This is a genomic window from Pseudomonas corni, assembly GCF_057128765.1.
The window spans coordinates 76913-95201 of sequence record NZ_JBSKHW010000012.1 but is presented as its reverse complement, the minus strand read 5'-3'; the positions used below and the strand labels follow the sequence as shown (position 1 = coordinate 95201).

The window sequence follows — 18289 nt, the reverse complement described above, 5'->3', positions numbered from 1 at the left end:
CAGGTTTTAGTGTTTTTTTACATCGATACGCGGGTCGACCCAGGGAATGATCAGGTCAGCCACCAAATTACCCAGCACGATCGCTACCGCCGAAACCGTGGTCACGCCGACGATCACTGGAATGTCCACTTGTTGAATCGCCTGCCAGGCCAATTGGCCAATCCCCGGCCAGCCAAACACCGATTCGACCACCACCAGCCCGCCCATGAAGATGCCGATATCGATGCCGATCATCGGGATCACCGGAATGATCGCGTTGGGCAGCACATGGCGCAGCACTACCCGCACCCGGCTCAAGCCCTTGGCCCGCGCGGTGCGAATGAAGTCCTGATGCAGCACTTCGATCATCGAGGAGCGCACCATGCGCGAGTACCAGCCGCTGCCGAGAATCCCCAGCGTCAGCGCCGGTAGCATCAGGTGCTCGACCCCGCCGTAGCCGCCCAATGGAAACCAGCCCAGTTGCACGGCGAAGAAGTACAAAAACAGCATCGCGGCGATGAATTGCGGCGCCGACACGCCGACGAAGGACAGCGCCATCAGCAACTTGTCGGCAAAGCTGTCGCGACGCAGTGCGGCGAACACCCCCAGGGTGATGCCGATCAACAATTCAAAGCCGATGCCCGCCGCCATCAATTCCAGCGACGGCCGTAAACGCGAGCCGATCAGTTCGGTGACGTTGGTGCGCTGGATGTAGGAGCGGCCCAAATCCCCCTGCAGCAGGTTGCCAAGGTAGTTGGCGTATTGGTGATAGAACGGCAGGTCCAGCCCCAGTTGCGCACGAATCCCCGCAACCACTTCCGGCGTAGCGCTACGCCCGGCAATTTGCCGCGCGGGATCGGCGGGCAACATGAACAGCAGCAGATACGTGATGAAAGTCACGCCCAGCAAGATCAGCAGGGAGTAGCCGATGCGACGGCTGACGAAAGCGAACATTCAGCTTCTCCCTTGCAGCGTGGGGTCGAGCTCATCGCGCAAAGCGTCGCCCACCAGATTGAACGCCAGCGACAGCAACACGATGGCAATACCGGGAAAGAACACCAGCCAAGGCGCGGAGGTGAAGTAGGTCTGGCTTTCGAAAATGATGTTGCCCCAGCTTGGCGTAGGTGGCTGCACGCCCACGCCCAGATACGAGAGCGTCGCTTCCAGCAGCACCGTGGTCGAAATCCCCAACGTCGCCCACACCAGAATCGTTGGCAGCAGGTGCGGCAAAAGGTGCGAAAACAGAATGCGCAACGAACTGGCACCTAGGGTGCGCTCAACCGCCACGAAATCCCGCGCGCCGAGGGCGATGGTTTCCGAGTAGATCACCCGGGCGATCTGCACCCAGTTGACCATCGCGATCACCAACGCAACGATCCATACGCTGGGCTGGAAAATCGCCGACAGCGCAATCGCCAGCAGCAACGCCGGGAACGCCATCATCAGATCGGTGAAGCGCATCAGGATGCTGCCGGTCCAGCCGCGCAGAAATCCTGCAGTCAGCCCTACCAGCGTGCCAATCAACACCGCCATGCCATTGGCGACCAGGCCGATAAACAACGAAGTCCGCGCGCCGTAGATCAGCCGCGAAAACAGGTCGCGTCCGAGCAGGTCAGTGCCTAGCCAGTACGGCGATTCAGGCGACAGCGGCGCGCCTTCCAGCGACAAACCTTCGGCGAATTGTTCGGACGGGTCGTAAGGACTCATCCAGGGCGCGAAAACGGCGAAGATCACAACCAGAGCGATGTACAACAACGACAGTGCAACAGCAGGACGACGAACCAGGGCACGCATCACACTCATGTCCACATACCGCCTTGCTGAGGACGGTCGGCGGCAAGGTCAACACACAGCTCGTCGATGCTGCGGTTGAGCTGCATCGACAAGGCACGCAGACGTTCGTAGGCGTCGCGCTCGTTGAGCTGATGATCGATCATCAATTGCGCCAACGCTTGCGCCAACAAGGGTCGCGCGTTCAATCGCTGCTGCAGGGCGTCGATGGTGCGGGCGTCGGCATCGAGTCGTTCGTGTAACCCGATCGCCATCATCAGCGTGGTGTACACCGAACTTTGGGTGATGGGTTTGTTGAGCAGCGCGGTTGCGCCCAACTCGATGGCGCGCTGAATCTGCGACAGGGTTTCGTGAGGCGTCAACGCAACGATTGGCACGCCTGCGTGATTCAGGAGCTGCAGCAATTGCGGGCTGGCGAAATGTTCCAGTTCAACGATGGCAGCGAACACGCCCTCCAGCGAATCAGCCGACTCTTCGGCCAGCGCCAGGGTGGTGATGCCCAAACGGTGCAGACTCTTCTCCAGATTGGCCAGCGTACGAGGCTCGCAGTCCACCAAAAGCAAGCGACCGTGTTCGAAATCAGGACGTTTGAGCAGACTCATTTTTTGACGATCCTCAAGTGAGGCACGGGCGCCAAGGCGCGCAGGCGATGAAATTCGCGCAGATCGGTGGACGTCAGGTAAGGGTCGGCCGGCAATGGTCGGGTTTCGCTGTGTACCACCACGAAACGCCCTTCGCTCAATTCGGCAATGTGACAGGGCAAGCTGCTGTGGTTGTTGCGCCCGGAAATCTTCAGCCGTCCCAGCACGCTGTCCTGTGCGTGGGCATACAGGTAGCTGCAGATGGCTTCCGGCTCGTCGTTGCCGACGTGATGCAGGGCCTCGGCAAACAAATGCAGCGCAACATACGTGCCGGTGTAGTAGTGCGAGCACGGGCGCTGGCCATGTTCGTGAAACTGGCGATCGGTGAATGCGTTGTCGACGCCTTCGAAAAAAGGGCCGCAGGACAACAGACGCAGGTTTTGCATCTCGCCCACTTCCACCAGCTCGGCTTCGGTGAGGTTGCAACTGAGCACCGGCAGGACCATATCGTGCTCGACGCAGGCGGCATCCAATTGATGCAGAAACGCGTAAGTGGATTCGCCCACCAGATTGTTGAGGATGAACGAGGGTTGCTCGGTCAGCAGGTATTGCACCAGATCGCTGAAATTGGTCGAGCCCATGTGTACGTATTTTTCGCCAACCACATCACCATGGGCGGCCTGCAGCACTTCCCGGGCGATGCGATTGCTTTCCCAGCCCCAGATATAGTTCGAGCCCACCAGCATTGCGCGTTTGCCGAAGGTGCTCAGGGCGTATCGAAGCAGCGGAATCAACGTCTGATTCGGGCAGCCGCCCAGGTACAACACGTTTTCGCTGCTCTCAAAGCCTTCATAGGGACAGGCGTACCACAGCAGGCTGGCGTTCTGCTCCAGGTCCGGAATGATCTCCTTGCGACTGGCCGACGTGGTAGTGCCGAACAGATGGCGAATGCCGCTTTCCATCAGCTGAACCGCGCCTTCGTTGTAGCGATGCAAATACCCCTGCGGATTGATGTGCGTCGCCTTCAACTCAAAATCGTAATCGCGATGCCGATTGATCTCGGCCAGCGCGTGCTGAGCACCCGCCAGACCGTGCTGTCCCATGCGTTTGTAAGTCCCGTCGGTGGAGAACAGAAACCCCACCTCAATCGTGCGTCGCATTTTCTAACTCCAATAAAAAAGCCCGACCCACCGGAAATCCGGTCGATCAGGCTTCGTCACCTGGCGCTCTGCGCTGAATGTAGACAAGTCTTAACGGCCGTGACCGGGCTTGCGTGTGAGCCTTCCATGGAAAAAGCATGCCATCTCCCTTGGTCAGGCTTTAATCAGCGTTTCCGGGAAACCCAGCTTTTGAAAACGCCCATTGATGAAGCCGAGCGTAGCCGATGTGCTTCAGGTTTGTGCGAAATTTCGTGAACGGGCTACGCCGCTTCCAATTGAGTCGACGCGCTTTTTTGGGAGCTTGGCGAGGTATTGCGGCGTACATCAATCCTGTGCAAGCGAACCCGTTCGCGAAGAGGCCCGTAAATCCGGAACATCCCTGGCGCCTGACGCAGTGCTTTCGCGGACAGGTCCGCTCCCACGGGTGATGCGTTGTGTCAGATGGCTGGATCAGGGATTGCGGCTGCCGGAGCATGTTGGCGCATGAGAAGTTGTAGGCGCGCGCTTGCCCGCGATTGGGTCTTCGCGGGCAAGCGCGCTCCTACAGTGGCCGTGGCGCATTGTTTAGAGATACATGCACGCTGGCATGCTGCCCAGCCGCTCACTAATGTTCGACCCGGACAAGGAAGCCAAGGCAGATCGAAGATTTGCCAAATTAACCAAGTAGGTTATCGTTCGTATGGAAAAGCAGTCGCCTCATTGCAAGCTCTCGCGGATTCACGAGCTGATCTCTGCAGGAAAAATCAGAACCACTTATTCATCGCTCGCAGGGGCTGCTGCCGCAGGGCTGGACTTCGACGCAATGGTCGAAGTCATTAAAAATCTGAAAACCCAGGACTTTTACAAAAGCATGACGAGCTACGCAGACCACAAAACCTGGCAAGACGTATATCGGCCCTGGGTCTCGACAGGGAGACTTTACTTGAAATTGATTGTCCTCGATGACGTGTTAGTCGTGTCTTTCAAGGAATACTGATATGAAATGCCCAGCTTGCTCGCATGAGCTAACAAAGAAAATTTCGGACCGCCCTTACACCTACAAAGGGTATTCAACCGTGATCCCTGCGGTAAGCGCCGAGCACTGCGCGCATTGCGGCGAGGACGTCCTGAATACCGAAGAATCTGCGCGTGTCAGCGCGGCGATGTTGAAATTCAACAAGCAGGTCAACGCGTCGATCGTCGATCCGGATTTCATCGCGACCGTTCGCAAAAAACTGGAGCTTGACCAGCGCGAAGCCGGCGAGATTTTCGGCGGCGGAGTGAATGCCTTTTCGAGATACGAAAATGGTAAGACCAAACCGCCTCTGTCGCTGGTCAAGCTGCTCCAGGTGCTCGATAAACACCCGGATTTGCTTGCGGAAATACGGGTTTCGTGAGCACAACAACATCAGCGCCTGATCGGCAGTATCCCCACCCGCATCCCGAAGGGTTTGAACACTTGATTCAGCGTCTGGATCGTCGGATTGCCGTCGTCCTGTTCGATCTGGCGCAAGGTGCGCAGGGAGATTTTGCACATGCCTGCGAATTGCTCCTGCCGCAGCCCGGTGACTTCGGTGCGCAGGCGTTTTACTGCTGCGCCGATCGTGACGCTGCCTGCCAGAAGCTGCTCCTTTAACTCATCCAGGATGATGCCGCGCTGGCGGATTTCATCGGTCATAGCAGCCCCCAGTTTTGCAGCGTGCCGTCCAGCCGATTGAGGGCGATGCGGGGGTGATTGAAGGTTGCTTCGGGCAAACCGATTTCGCTGAGCAGATCGGGTAGTGCCCGACACCGCTGCGCATCTATTTTCAAACCTTCGAATAACGCCTCCGGGTCGGCCCATGGCGCCAGTGCCTTGCAGGCAGCCAGCCAGTCAACCTGCCCCGCGCGCTCGATTTCATCCGGCCATTTCGTGGTGCGGGTTACGCCTTCTTCATCCATCACCATTGGGGCAAGATCGTAAATCGGCGCGAGGTCTATACGCTGCTCATCGCGCAGCACAGCGGTGTTGCGACCGTGGTTATCGCTGTTCCCGAGGATTTGGTTAATCAGGTCTCGGCGGATGTACTCACTGATCAGTGCCGGGATTTCAGACTGTTGACCATTGGCAGTCCATGCCTGGGCCATCGCCTCAACGGCGGCAATATGGCTCATGTAACTGCCCGGACGGGTGATGCCAGCCAGCGAATACACCGATTCGACGGCGATTCTTTTCACGCCGTGCTGATCAATGTGCCGGTCAAAGCGCTTCATCCACAGACTGGGTTTGCGCGCTTCTTCCAGGCTCATGCCGTCGGCAGTAATCGTATCCAGGCCCAGTCGATTCAGGGCTTGGTAATAGCAGAACTCACTGCGCAGCACCGTACGATCGTTTTCGTTCGCCTTGTTTCGGGAAAACTTCACAAACCAGTGCTGATGCACTCGATCGTCGGCCAGCGTTGCGTCCGGGTGCAGCAGACCCTCGGCGTCCTCGGCCAGCAACAGTTTTGGCGCCTCGCCACCCGCGCCGGTCGCGCCACCGACGGCGGCGCCTTGTTCGTAGGCGTATTCAAGAAAACGGCTATCACGCGCAACCACGTCCTGGCGGCTGAAACCAAGGCTGGCGCCCTTGGGCATGGCCTCGACAGACTCTCTGATACGCAGATGACCAATGGGCGCCGGCGTGCAGTGGCCCAACAGCAACAAATCCGCTTGAGTGTTCTCATTTTCCGGGACGGCGAGGCGCGCCAGCAGGAATCTTCGAGCGGCACCCGCAGGCAGTATGTCGTGCAAGAATGCTGGCACTTGCGCCGTGCGCTGCAAATCCCAACTCAACGGCAGCGTTGCACTGACTGACTGAGCAGTGATTCGATCCAGAGCATGCAGATGGTCCACGAGGTAGTGCTGGTCATAGGCAAAGCTGCACGGACTGAGCAACCCGGCCTCTGGCTTTTCAAAGTCAACGCGCATGACATCGCGCCACCGGCCCTCGAAATAGAGTTGCAGATTTAGGCTGTACATGGAGGCCGCTCGGCAATTTAATGCCTAAACCGTAGCTCCATTCGTCTTAAAAGGCAATTTAATGCCTAAAAAACAATTATTTTCTTAAATATCGGCACCAAAGTACCGATTCCTAACCCAGCAACCCCAACTCCTGCGCACGTGCCACCGCCTGCGTCCTGCGCTCTACACCCAGCTTGCTGTTTATGTGGCTCGCATGGGTTTTGACGGTGTGCAGCGAGATAAACAGTCGCTCGCTGATTTCCTGATTGGAGCAGCCTTGCGCAATGAGCTGCAAAACGCTCATCTCACGCACGCTCAGGTGGTCGGCGTGGAGAGCGTCCGGGTTGTCGCGCGAGGCGGGAAGTGTCGTCAGCAGAAACTGGACAAGCAGACAGGGTTTACGCGGGTGCAGTTGTTCACGCAGCCAGTCCGGGTGTTGCCTGATCAGGCGCTGGAACGGCAACAATGCGCCACCGGTTGCCGCTTGCAGGGCGCGATTGAGCAGCGGCTTGGCGGCGGCTTCGTCAGCAGTGCCGAGCACAAACAGGATTTGCTGAGTCAGCGCGGTCAGGCTGAGCAGATGGGCGCCAGTCGTATGGGCGTGGTCCTCCAGACGTTGAAGGCGCGAGGCCGCTTCAGCTTTATGGCCCTGAATATCTTCAAGCACCGCCTGCAGCAGTTCGATGTGCTGCGGCAGGTGCGGATGGCATTCAGGTGCGGCGGCGGGATGCTCTCCGCTATAGGTTTGCCCCAGGCGCATCAGCCAGGCTTCGGCCAGATCGATACGCCCTTGGGCCAACCACAACTCGCATTTCACCAGCGTGATCATCGCCAGGTAGTAGATCGGCGGCACGTCCCAGATGTGCATCAGCCGCTCGGCTTCGGAGAGCTCTGCAAACGCTTCGGCAAAGCGCCCTTCCCTGCCCTCAAGCCCGGCGATCACGCAATACCCGATCAACACGCTGATGTCACGACAGGCGCGGGCTTCGGCCAGCCCCGCAGCCAATCGCGCGCGGCCGGTTTCGGCCTGCATGCACAGGGTGAGCAAATGACCTTCGTACAACGTCAGCCGCGCCCGCACCGCATACAAACGCTGCAACGACAGGCCTTTGAGCCGCTGGAGCCCTTGGCGGACCTCTTCCAGCGCACGAAGAATCTCACCTCGGGCGTGCAGGACCCGGGCGCGATCGTAGTGGGCCAATGCCTCGAACAGCGGATTGGCCACTCGCTGCGCCAACTCCAGCGCGTCACGGTTCAAGGCTCTGGCGCGCCACAAATCGCCTTCTGCAATCGCCAGATTCGCCAGTGTCGACTGGCACAGCAAGCGTTGGCCATAACGCTTTTGCGGCAAGCTCGCCAGCGCTTCGCTGCAATAGCGCTGGGCTTTTTCGCTGTCGCCACGACCTCGGGCGATGATGCCGCTGAGCGCCAGCCATTGAGCAAGCATGGATTTTTGAGCGGTAGCTGAAGGCGCGGGCAAAAACCGACTGAGGTGTTCGGCAAGCTCCTCGGCAGCGTCCAATTGACAGGCGAGCCCCAGCGCCCACGCGTACAGCACGATCAATCGCGGCGTGCTGACGATCAGGCTGTCGGGCAAGTCCATCTTCCAGCGCAGCAGCATGCCGACGTTCTGTTCGGCCAAAAGTTGCTCTTCGGATAGGTTCTGCACCAGGTTGGCGGCGACGTCTGGGTGGCCTGCGCGAAGGGCTTGCTCTATGGCTTCATCGAGCAGGCCCTGTTCGCTGAACCAGCGGCATGCGTTGAGGTGCAAACGGGTTTGCTGCGGACCGATCTGATTGCCAGCGCGCGCCCGGAGCAGATCCGAAAAAAGATGGTGATAACGGAACCAGCGCCCGCTTTCATCCAGGGGCACCAGAAACACTTGATGGGCCTGCAAATAACGCAGCATTTCGGCGCTGTCATGGCTGTCCCGCGCGGCGTTGCACAGTTCGCTGCAAAAACGCTCCAGGCATGCGGTGTCGTAAAGAAAAGCCTGAACATCAGCCGGCAGGCACTCGATGACCTCTTCCAGCAGATAGTCACGAATCAAGCCTTCGCCACCATTGAGTCCCTGCGGCAGGCTGTTGCCGTTGCCCGCTTCGCTGGCTGCCAGCAACCAGAACCGAAGCCCTGCGACCCAACCCTCACTGCGCTGAATCAGCGTGTGCAACGCCTCGTCGTTCATTGAGTTGCTGGGTTGATCGAGCACGGCGAGGGATTCGGCTTCGGTCAGGCGCAGGTCCTGTTCGGTGAGCTCTTGAAGCTGGCGCGACAGACGCAAGCGCGCCAGATGCCAATCCGGACGTTGGCGGCTGGTCACCAGCACGATCATCCCGGCGGGCAGGTGATTGAGGAAAAACTGCAGGCAGCGGTCAAGCACCGGTCCTTGCGCGAGATGGTAATCGTCGAGCACCAGCAGCAGCGGTTTGCTCAACATCAGGTGCATGGCCAGCTCATCGAGCAAACCATCGAGCCATTCTTCAAACGCGAACGGCTGATGCCGCTGACGCATCTTGAGCAGGCCCAAGGCCTGGCCGCCCAGCTGCGGGAAGAATTGTTGCAGTCCGGTCAGCAAGCGTTCGAGGAATCGGCCGGGATCGCTGTCGCGATGGCTCAGTCCCAGCCACAGGTTTTGCCACTGCTCAGGCAAACCCTGGCAGAACTCGACTGCAAGGGAGCTTTTACCGAAACCTGCGGGTGCGCTGACCAATAGCAGACGGCCCGATAAACCGGCACTCAGCCGAGCGCACAAGCGCGGGCGGGGCACATAGTTTTCGGGTAACGGGGGACGGAAGAAACGTCCTTCCAACGCAGTGACTGCGTGATTTGCGAATCCTTGCAAACGCGACAGATCAGTCATGGCCGGCTCTTGTTAGAGGTGCTTGTTGTTCGGCAGTCAGATGCTCCCGAGACTAGCGGCTAAGTCAGAGCTTTTGAAGGATGTACGACGAAAGACTGTAAGAAAACATCTCCAATCAGCGTGGCGAATGGTCGGTTATAGCTGTGGGACAGAAACTCATTACCCTGTAGGAGCGAATTTATTCGCGAGGCCGGTTTCGTCGATGAAGATCGTCAACACCCGAAAAGCCTCGCGAATGAATTCGCTCCTACAGGGGTTCAGCATCGTTCTTTAGCGATCAGCGCACCCCATCCTGACGCAGGGCGTTGGGTTGGAAGTCGCTGGTAGAGGCCGTGAAGCCGAAGTCGTACGCGCGTTTCTCTTCGTTCTTCATGCCCAGCGCCAGGTAACGACCCGATTGCAGGTCATACAGGGCTTCGAGGGCGTACCACGGTACTTGTTTGTCGTAGTAGTTTTCCGCATGGGCTTCGGCCACGCGCCACAGTTGACCGCGACCGTCGTAGTGATCGATCACCGCTGCCTGCCAGCTGTCTTCGTCGATGAAGAAGTCACGCTTGGCATAGATGTGGCGTTGGCCTTCTTTCAGGGTGGCAGTCACGTGCCAGACGCGGCGCAACTCGTAGCGTGCCAGGTCCTGATTGATGTGACCGGCCTTGATGATGTCGGCATATTTGAGTTTCGGGTCGTCGAGTTTGTAGCTGTCGGAAGCGATGTACAGCTCTTGCTTGCCGATCAGTTTCCAGTCGTAGCGATCTGGCGCGCCGTTGTACATGTCCAGGTTGTCGGAGGTGCGCAGACCGTCAGCGGCGGTGCCCGGCCCGTCATAGGAAACCTGCGGCGCGCGGCGCACACGGCGTTGACCGGCGTTATACACCCAGGCCGAACGCGGCTCTTTGACCTGATCCAGCGTTTCATGCACCAGCAGCACACCACCGGCCAGACGCGCAGGCGCGGTTACTTCCTGCTTGAAGTAGAACAGCACGTTGCCCGGATTTTTCGGGTCGTAATCCTTCATTTTGTCGCGGAACACAAACTGATCGCGGAAGTACACCAGGCTGAACGAGCCGTTGGTTTGCGGCGTCGCCTGGGTCACCAGACGGGTCACGCTGCCGCCGCGATAGCGGGTGATGTGGTTCCAGATGACTTCCAGACCGCTTTGCGGGATCGGGAATGGCACGGCGGTTTCGAAGTTTTCAAGACCGTTGCCGCCAGACACCAGCTTGGTGTTGGTGGCGTTTTTCTTGATGGCGGCGAACACGTCAGCCGGGACGGTTGCGCCGCGATGTGACGGATAGACCGGCATCTTGAAGGTGTCGGGATAACGCTTGAACATCGCGTATTGGCCCGGCGCCAGTTTGTCTTTGTACTGATCGACGTTCTGCGCGGTGATGGTGAACAGTGGTTTCTCATTGGCATACGGGTTAGCCAGGAAGCCACGGTCATCAACTGCGCCCGCATTGGTCGGCAGCGGTGTCCACGCCGGGATGGTGTTATTGGCGTTACCGGCTTTTTCCGCGCCCATCGGCGTCAGCGTGGTGCCGAGTTTGGCCGCCTCGGTGTCCGACACTGCGGCCATGACGCTGGTTGCCAGCAATGACAGACCCAGTACGCCGACTTGCAACAGACCCTTTGTTATTTTCATATTCATGGTCGTCCTTAGAAATTCATGCCAAAGCTGAGGGCTACGAAGTCGCGGTCATCCACCGTGGTGTACTTGCCGTCGAAGAAGTTGGTGTAGGAAAGGTTGGCGGTGTAGGTGTTTTGGTACTCGGCATCCAGACCCAGACTGATCGCCTTGCGACCTTCTTCAAAGTTAGCGCCAGGGCCCGGGGCGTAGCCGTCGACGTCATGGGACCAGGCGATGCTCGGTTTCAGGTTGATACCGGCGAAGACGCTGTTGTAATCCCAGATGGCACGGGCGCGATAACCCCAGGAATCGGTGGTAGTGAAACCCTCGTTCTCGCAGTAACGGCTTAGGTTGTTCTGCGCGGCGCCTGCCAAGGTGCTGGCGTTGAGCGCCTGGCATTGGCCGCCCGGCAATGGACCAGGCCCGTAGCTTGGGTCGCGGCCGTAACGCAGTTTTGAAGTGCTTTCCAGACCGCCAACGTGGGTCCAGCCCACCTCGCCCACTACCGTCAGACGTTCAGCGCCCATCACCTGATCGAAGAAGTGCGTCAGCGTGGTTTGCGCCTGGGTGATTTCCTTGCGGCGATAGCCGGATTGGTCAGTGTTCGGACGGCCTTGCAGCAACGACACGTTAGGGTTGAGCGGCGACAGACCCGAATACAGGATGTCGGTGGTGTTGAGCTGAATCGGTGCGTTCGGACGGTAGCTGACCTCGCCGCTCCACGCCGTACCGGTAGGCAACGTGGTGGAGAAACTCAGGCCGAACAGGCGAATGTCTTCCGGGTATTCAACGTAATAACTGGAGTTGGCGGCGACCACCACTGGCAGCAGCGTCGGGGCCAGACCTGCGGCCACGCCCAATGGCACGCCGTTACCTGCTAGTCCGCCAACGAGCCCGGCTGCGCTGTAGGCACTGGCTGGCCCGCCGCGACCGCTGAAGATCGGCAAGCGGCTGTGGTAATTCATGAAGTAGCCACCGAACTCAGTGTCCAGCGGTTCGAAGTTGTAGTGCATCGCCACGCCGAACTGGCCGCTGTCGCGGGCATCGCGGTCAGGACCTCGGGCCACGATGGCGCCCTCGTCCGGGCTGCCAAAGTTGACGCCTCGTTGCGCCAGGGTCCGCTGCACAGGGCCGCGCAAGGCCGCTGGCAATGCCGCGTTCAGGCTGCTCTGCGTGCGCAATACAGCGAGATTGTTGTTGCAGCCATCGGAGATCACATCGGGCTGCGAGAAGAACGTGCCGCAGTTGTCGGTAACGGTCTGGTCCCATTCAAGCTGGTAGAAACCCTCGGCCGAGAGGTTTTCAGTGATGCTCTGCGACAGGTAGAACATGTTGACCGGGATCAGGCCTTCCTTGATCTCGGAGCCTGGACGACGGAACGCGGACACATCGACCGGGTTGATGCTGTTGATACCGCCCTGGATGAAGGTACTTTCACCCCAGCTGACCACTTGCTTACCAAAACGCACCGATCCTGGCTCATCGCCAATGGAATAGTTGTGGTAAACGAAGGCGTCGAGCAACTGCCCGCCCGAGGATTTGGCGCCTTCTTTGCGATTGGAATCGCTGATGTCCTTGAAGTCGCGGCCTTCGTCCTTGAGTTCGAAGTCATACCAATACTTGCCCCGGACAAATACGCCGGTGTCGCCGTACTTCAACTCCAGATCGTGAATGCCTTTAAAGATCTTCGAGAACGTTTCCCCACTCTTGAAGTTCAGGTGGCCGTCGTCGGAGGTCTGTGAAAGGCCGTGTCCGCCGTTGTTGGAACCGATGAGGTTCTTGTTGGCGTTCTGGGTCGACCAGCTTGCGCCCACGGAGAGCGACGAGTCGAAGTTACCTTCAATTTCACCGATGTTGAAACTGACGCCGAATGCAGGACCGGCGAGCGAAGAGGCGAGACTGACGGCCAAAGGCAATTTCGCCCGGCGCCAGAACTGGTTTGCTGATGTCATCGACGCTACTCCATGTGCTTTTATTTTTATGGCAGTAAGTGATCCCGGAAACGACTCAGGCAGATAAACCCGCATGCCTGGTTGTCAACGCCTGTCGTGGCAGCCCATAAAAGCTGCGAAGCGAAAGAAGCGTTTTTCTCCGGTTTCTACCTAGTGCCGACTATAGCCAGCACGCTCCACTGCGCGATCCCTCTAAAGTGTGATTTGCAGCGTCAAAGCGTCTGGCACGCCGATTTCGGCGCACCTGTGTCTGTGGCAGGGGGGAGAATGGCTGATTTTGCAGATTTGGCAAGCGCGATGCCCGCCGTAGAGGCCTTGAGCCTTCTGCGCGTTTAAAAACAACGCAGAAGGCCGATTCAAAGCATGAATCAGAGGGTAGAAAGAAACGTGCTGTTGGTGCTCTGCCATTCGACGATGTCCAGACGAATGCGCTTCTTGTCGAGCTTGCCGACACTGGTCTTGGGAATTTCAGTAACAAGCGCGATCTGACTAGGAATCGCCCACTTGTTGATGTGGCCCAACTCCACGAACGGCTTCAAATGTTCTTTCAGCGATTTGGCATCAATGACATGCCCGTCACGCGCGACCAGCAGCGCAAAAGGTCGCTCGCCCCACTGCGGATCGGCGATCCCGACCACGGCCACTTCACGCACGGAAGGATGACGACTGCATAAGTCTTCTAGCGCGAGTGAGGAAATCCACTCACCGCCGGTCTTGATGACGTCTTTGATGCGGTCGCGAATGTCGATGGTGCCCATGCTGTCCAGCGTCGCCACGTCGCCGGTGTGCAACCAGCCGCCGGCCCACAACTGCGAGCCTTGCTCTGGTTCTCGGAAATATCCTTGGGTCAGCCACGGCGCGCGCAGCACCAGTTCGCCTTGGGTCTCGCCATCGGACGGCAGAAAGTTGCCGTCCAGGTCCACGATTGCTGCCTCCACCAGAATGCCAGGCGTCCCGGCTTTGATCCGAAACGTAAGGCGCTCGTCGTCACTGCCCGCCAGCAGGTCTTCATTGAGGTGCGCGACAGAAATCAACGGACCGGTTTCCGACATGCCATATGCAGCGGTCAACTGGATACCTTTGGCTTTCGCGGCCTCATACAACGACCGATTAAGCGAGCTGCCGCCGATGATGATGTTCCAGCCGCTGAAATCGACGTCCTTGGCGGCTTTGGCGTTGAGCACCATTTGCATGATGGTCGGCACGCAGTGGGAGAAGGTGACCTTTTCCTTGCGCCATAACTCCACCAGTAGCTCAGGGTCGTAACGGCCGGGATAAACCTGTTTTATGCCGAGCATGGTGGCCGCATACGGCACGCCCCAGGCATGCACATGGAACATCGGCGTAATGGGCATGTACACGTCGTCGTGACACAACACCCCTTCGATGCTGCCCATGATCGTTGCGACGGCCATGGAGTGCAGCACCAACTGACGATGGGTGAAATACACCCCTTTGGGATTACCCGTTGTGCCGGTGGTGTAAAACGTAGTCGCCACCGAGTTTTCGTCGAAATCTTCGAACTGATAGTCGGGGCTCGCTGCGGCCAACAGGGTTTCGTACTCGCCCACCAAGTTGGTCAGGTCGGCGGTTTTGTCGGCGGTGTCGGTAATCAATAGCGTCTTTTTGACAGTTGTCAGGTGCGGCTCGATGGCCTTGTACAGCGGCAGGAACTCACTGTTGACCAAGACGAACGTGTCGTCGGCATGATTCATGGTGAACAGAATCTGCTCGGGCGAAAGACGCACATTGACGGTGTGGATAACCGCGCCAATCATCGGGATCGCGAACATGCATTCCAGGTAACGATGACTGTCCCAGTCCATGACCGCCACGGTGTCCCCCGCCTTGACGCCCGCTTGAGTCAAGACGTTGGCGAGCCTTGAAATGCGCTCGTTGAGCGTCAGGTACGAAAACCGCGTCTGATCCCGATAAACGATCTCCCGTGATTTTTCGTAGCGGCTGCCGGACATCAGCAGCCGTTTGATCAGGAGGGGGTATTGGTAAGCGCCGTCGGCGGGTGGAATCACGCGAGTCTGCAACATAGGAATCCCTTTTCAAGGTGCATAGGCGTTGCGAAAAATATGCACTCTAGAGACCCCGCCCGCCAGTCAAATCAGCCAAAGGGATGATTTGAGTGACAAGTGTTAAGGCTGGCGTTGCGCCATTTGGTGCAGTGGAATGGACACGGCGCATACAGATTCTGTAGGAGCCAACTTGTTGGCGAGGCACACACTGCAGTGATTCAGGCAGATCTTCTCGCGAACAAGTTCGCTCCTACAGGGTGAAGCGGCCCTCAATGCATCTCGGTAAACGCCAGCTTCAGGCCCAACGCTACCAACACGCCGCCCATGGCGCGGTCAAACCAGTGCCCCATCCGCGCAAAGCCTGCGCGCACCCGTGCCTGGCTGAACAGGCGCGCGATCATGCAAAACCATAGCCCTGTCGCCACCGCCAGGTAAACGCCGTACCCCGCCTGAACCACCATCGGCGTGTGGGGATTAATCACCACAGTAAACAATGACAGGAAAAACAGCGTCGCCTTGGGATTCAAGCCATTGGTGACGAAGCCTGCGGTGAACGCCCCGCGGGCCGTGCGCTGGCCTACGGCAATATCGACGGGCGCATCAGAAGCGCTGGCCGGCTTGGCCCGCAGCGCCTTGATGCCGATGTACAGCAGGTACGCCGCAGCCGCCCATTTCAACGCATTGAACAGCACGATCGATTGCGAAACGATCAGGCCGATGCCCAGCAACGAGTACCCCACATGCAGGAAAATCGCGCTGCCCACGCCCATCGCCGTCCAGGTACCTGCCTTTCGGCCGTGGGTCACGCTTTCGCGAACTACCACCGCAAAATCAGGACCGGGGCTGGCCACGGCGAGCAAGTGAATCAGGGCAACGGTAAGAAATTCCGTCCAGTACATGGGGGTCTCCGGCAGGTCAGAGCAGCAGGCTCGGGTAAGGTCGCTACATTACTCTGCCGTCATTCGGAGCAAAAGCCTCGGAGTTGACCGTAGGAGCCAAGTTGTTGGCGAGGCGGTCAGGCGGCGTGCCAGATCCAAAGTCTCGCGAACAAGTTCGCTCCTACAGAATCTGCGCAGCAAAACTGATGAACACTCCTGGGCGGGTGTGATTGGCACAGATGCATGAAATTGTAGGAGTGCGTAACTGGCACAGAGGTCAGTTCTTGAAGCACTATGGGAGACGTCCTACAAGTCATCGCGCCCTTGAGCTACAGGAGCCCAGTACATGAGCGACAACCGCAAAGCCGTTTTCCTCGACCACACTTCTCTGGATCTGGGGGATCTGGACCTAACTCCCTGGCGTGACACTTTCGGCGAGCTTGAACTGCATGCCAGTACGACGCCCGATCAAGTCATCGAGCGTCTGCAAGGTGCGCAAGTGGCGATCTCCAACAAGATCATGATCGATGCGGCGGCCTTCGCGGCCTGCCCGGACCTCAAGCTGGTGCTGGTAACGGCCACCGGCGTCAATAACGTCGACTTGGAAGCGGCGCGCAAACATGGCGTGGTGGTCAGCAACTGTCAGGGCTACGGCACGCCTTCGGTGGCCCAGCACACGTTGATGCTGCTGCTGGCGATGGCCACTCGCGTGCTGGATTACCAAGCGGCGATTCACCAAGGTCTGTGGCAGAAATCCAAACAGTTTTGCCTGCTGGACTTCCCGATTGTCGAGTTGGAAGGCAAGACTCTGGGCCTGTTAGGCCACGGCGAGCTAGGCGGCGCCGTTGCAAGGCTGGCCGAAGCGTTCGGCATGCGCGTGCTGCTGGGGCAAATCCCCGGCCGTCCCGCCCGACCGGATCGCGTGCCGTTGCATGAGCTGTTGCCTCAAATCGACGCCCTGACCCTGCATTGCCCGCTCAATGAACACACCCGCGACATGATCGGCGCCCACGAGCTGAGTCTGTTCAAACCCCATGCGTTTATCGTCAACACCGCACGCGGCGGGCTGATCAACGAACAGGCGCTGGCCGATGCTTTGCGCAACGGCCAATTGGGCGGCGCGGCGACAGATGTTTTGACCGTCGAGCCGCCGGTTAACGGCAATCCGCTGCTGTCCGGAGATATCCCGCGCCTGATCATCACCCCTCACAGCGCATGGGGCAGCCAGGAAGCACGGCAGCGGATCGTCGGGCAAGTGAACGAGAATGCGCTGGGGTTTTATGCAGGCGCGCCGGTTCGGGTGGTGAGTTAACAGCGCCTGAGCTTTGTAGGAGCGCGCTTGCCCGCGATTGCGGTGTATCAATCGAAAACGTCGTCACAGGCACACCGCAATCGCGGGCAAGCGCGCTCCTACAGACTTGTGCTGTTAAACTCCGCCCTTTTTTCAGGAGCCTAAGATGGACCCGCGCAGTGAAGTGTTACTCCGTCAGGCTGGGCTGTTTCAGGGTTCATTGCTGTTGGCCGGCCTGCCCGCCGACGACTTGATGGGCAAGCTGCCCGCCGCACAAGGCTGGAGCTGGCACGCTGGCGACTTCTCGGCCCTTGAAGCACGTTTCACCGAGCGCACGCATTTCGGCGTTCACGCCCCCGAAGCCCCGTTCGATGCAGCCGTCCTGTTCCTGCCAAAAGCCAAAGACTTGACCGAATACCTGCTGAACGCCCTCGCCTCTCGCCTGGGTGGACAAGACTTGTTTTTGGTCGGAGAAAAACGTGCGGGCATCGAAGCGGCTGCCCGCCAACTGAGCCCGTTCGGTCGTGCTCGCAAACTCGACAGCGCCCGTCATTGCCAGCTCTGGCAAGTGACCGTTGAAACCCCGCCTCAAGCCGTCACGTTGGAAAGCCTGGCCAAGCACTTCGAAGTTCCGGCCGGTGACGCGCTGCTCAAAGTCATCAGCCTGCCAGGCGTTTTCAGCCATGGTCGTCTTGATCGAGGCTCGGCCTTGCTGCTGGAGAATCTTGACCGATTACCGGGCGGGCATGTGCTCGATTTCGGCTGCGGTGCAGGCGTGCTGGGCGCTGCGGTCAAGCGTCGCTATCCCGACACTCAAGTCACGATGCTGGACGTAGACGCGTTCGCGACCGCCAGCAGTCTTTTGACACTGGCGGCCAACGGGCTTGAGGCAGAAGTTGTGACGGGCGATGGAATCGACGCTGCGCCTAAGCACCTGGACGTGATTCTGACCAACCCACCCTTCCACACCGGCGTACACACCGACTATGCCGCATCGGAAAACTTGCTCAGAAAAGCGCGTGAACATCTGAAAAAAGGAGGCGAACTGCGCTTGGTCGCCAACACGTTCCTGCGGTATCAGCCGATCATTGAGCAGTATCTCGGGCCGTGCGCGACGATGGCCGAGGGCCAGGGTTTCCGGATTTATCGCGCCAAGAAGGCCTGAAATTAGCGCTTGCTCAA

15 protein-coding genes are annotated in these 18289 nt (G+C 58.8%); 4 read left to right on the top strand and 11 right to left on the bottom strand.

Going from position 1 to position 18289, the window contains the following annotated elements:
• Window positions 1-6 precede the first annotated feature (6 nt).
• From ACWKV9_RS18760 to ACWKV9_RS18745, 4 genes are read right to left on the bottom strand one after another with little or no spacing between them, the layout of a single operon-like run.
• A complete protein-coding gene (locus ACWKV9_RS18760) occupies window positions 7-933 on the bottom strand; it encodes an ABC transporter permease (RefSeq protein WP_349796242.1) in 927 nt (308 codons plus the stop codon).
• Window positions 934-1782 carry an ABC transporter permease gene (locus tag ACWKV9_RS18755; protein ID WP_483837629.1) on the bottom strand — a complete coding sequence of 283 codons (849 nt, stop codon included), beginning with the start codon at window positions 1780-1782 and terminating at the stop codon, window positions 934-936.
• The gene (locus ACWKV9_RS18750) at window positions 1779-2372 is read right to left on the bottom strand and encodes an ANTAR domain-containing response regulator (RefSeq protein WP_483837628.1); all 594 of its coding nucleotides are present in this window, start codon (window positions 2370-2372) and stop codon (window positions 1779-1781) included. The genes ACWKV9_RS18755 and ACWKV9_RS18750 overlap by 4 nt, the downstream gene beginning before the upstream one ends.
• A complete protein-coding gene (locus ACWKV9_RS18745) occupies window positions 2369-3511 on the bottom strand; it encodes a transporter substrate-binding protein (RefSeq protein WP_483837627.1) in 1143 nt (380 codons plus the stop codon). The genes ACWKV9_RS18750 and ACWKV9_RS18745 overlap by 4 nt, the downstream gene beginning before the upstream one ends.
• Window positions 3512-4190: 679 nt before the next feature.
• Here ACWKV9_RS18745 and ACWKV9_RS18740 point away from each other — a divergent pair.
• The gene (locus tag ACWKV9_RS18740; protein WP_483837626.1) at window positions 4191-4487 is read left to right on the top strand and encodes a type II toxin-antitoxin system MqsR family toxin; all 297 of its coding nucleotides are present in this window, start codon (window positions 4191-4193) and stop codon (window positions 4485-4487) included.
• Between the two features lies 1 nt (window position 4488).
• Window positions 4489-4887: a type II toxin-antitoxin system MqsA family antitoxin gene (locus ACWKV9_RS18735; protein WP_483837625.1), complete on the top strand. Its 399-nt coding sequence runs from the start codon at window positions 4489-4491 to the stop codon at window positions 4885-4887.
• Between the two features lie 11 nt (window positions 4888-4898).
• Here the strand turns inward: ACWKV9_RS18735 and ACWKV9_RS18730 are convergent, their stop codons facing one another.
• The 7 genes from ACWKV9_RS18730 to ACWKV9_RS18700 all read right to left on the bottom strand — a co-directional run bounded on the left by ACWKV9_RS18730 (window position 4899) and on the right by ACWKV9_RS18700 (window position 15837).
• Window positions 4899-5168, bottom strand: coding sequence for a helix-turn-helix domain-containing protein (locus ACWKV9_RS18730; RefSeq protein ID WP_483837624.1), 270 nt, complete (start codon window positions 5166-5168; stop codon window positions 4899-4901).
• Window positions 5165-6490, bottom strand: coding sequence for a type II toxin-antitoxin system HipA family toxin (locus tag ACWKV9_RS18725; protein ID WP_483837623.1), 1326 nt, complete (start codon window positions 6488-6490; stop codon window positions 5165-5167). Before ACWKV9_RS18725 ends, ACWKV9_RS18730 begins: the two co-directional genes overlap by 4 nt.
• 112 nt (window positions 6491-6602) lie before the next feature.
• Entirely contained in the window at window positions 6603-9332 is a 2730-nt protein-coding gene (locus ACWKV9_RS18720; RefSeq protein WP_483837622.1) for a winged helix-turn-helix domain-containing protein, read from the bottom strand.
• Window positions 9333-9609: 277 nt separating this feature from the next.
• Window positions 9610-10974 (bottom strand): DUF1329 domain-containing protein, encoded by a 1365-nt coding sequence (locus tag ACWKV9_RS18715; RefSeq protein WP_483837621.1) that lies wholly within the window; start codon window positions 10972-10974, stop codon window positions 9610-9612.
• Between the two features lie 14 nt (window positions 10975-10988).
• Window positions 10989-12911, bottom strand: coding sequence for a DUF1302 domain-containing protein (locus ACWKV9_RS18710; protein WP_483837620.1), 1923 nt, complete (start codon window positions 12909-12911; stop codon window positions 10989-10991).
• Window positions 12912-13279: 368 nt separating this feature from the next.
• On the bottom strand, window positions 13280-14956 hold the full coding sequence (locus tag ACWKV9_RS18705; RefSeq protein WP_483837619.1) for a fatty acid--CoA ligase: 1677 nt from the start codon (window positions 14954-14956) through the stop codon (window positions 13280-13282).
• Window positions 14957-15207: 251 nt separating this feature from the next.
• Window positions 15208-15837, bottom strand: a complete 630-nt coding sequence (locus ACWKV9_RS18700) for a LysE family translocator (RefSeq protein ID WP_483837618.1) — start codon at window positions 15835-15837, stop codon at window positions 15208-15210.
• Between the two features lie 325 nt (window positions 15838-16162).
• On the opposite strand from ACWKV9_RS18700, the gene ACWKV9_RS18695 reads away from it, so the two are divergent.
• Window positions 16163-17128, top strand: coding sequence for a 2-hydroxyacid dehydrogenase (locus ACWKV9_RS18695; protein ID WP_483837617.1), 966 nt, complete (start codon window positions 16163-16165; stop codon window positions 17126-17128).
• A 145-nt stretch (window positions 17129-17273) separates the two neighbouring features.
• Complete coding sequence (locus ACWKV9_RS18690; protein WP_483837616.1) at window positions 17274-18272, top strand: methyltransferase; 999 nt, start codon at window positions 17274-17276, stop codon at window positions 18270-18272.
• Window positions 18273-18289 lie beyond the last annotated feature (17 nt).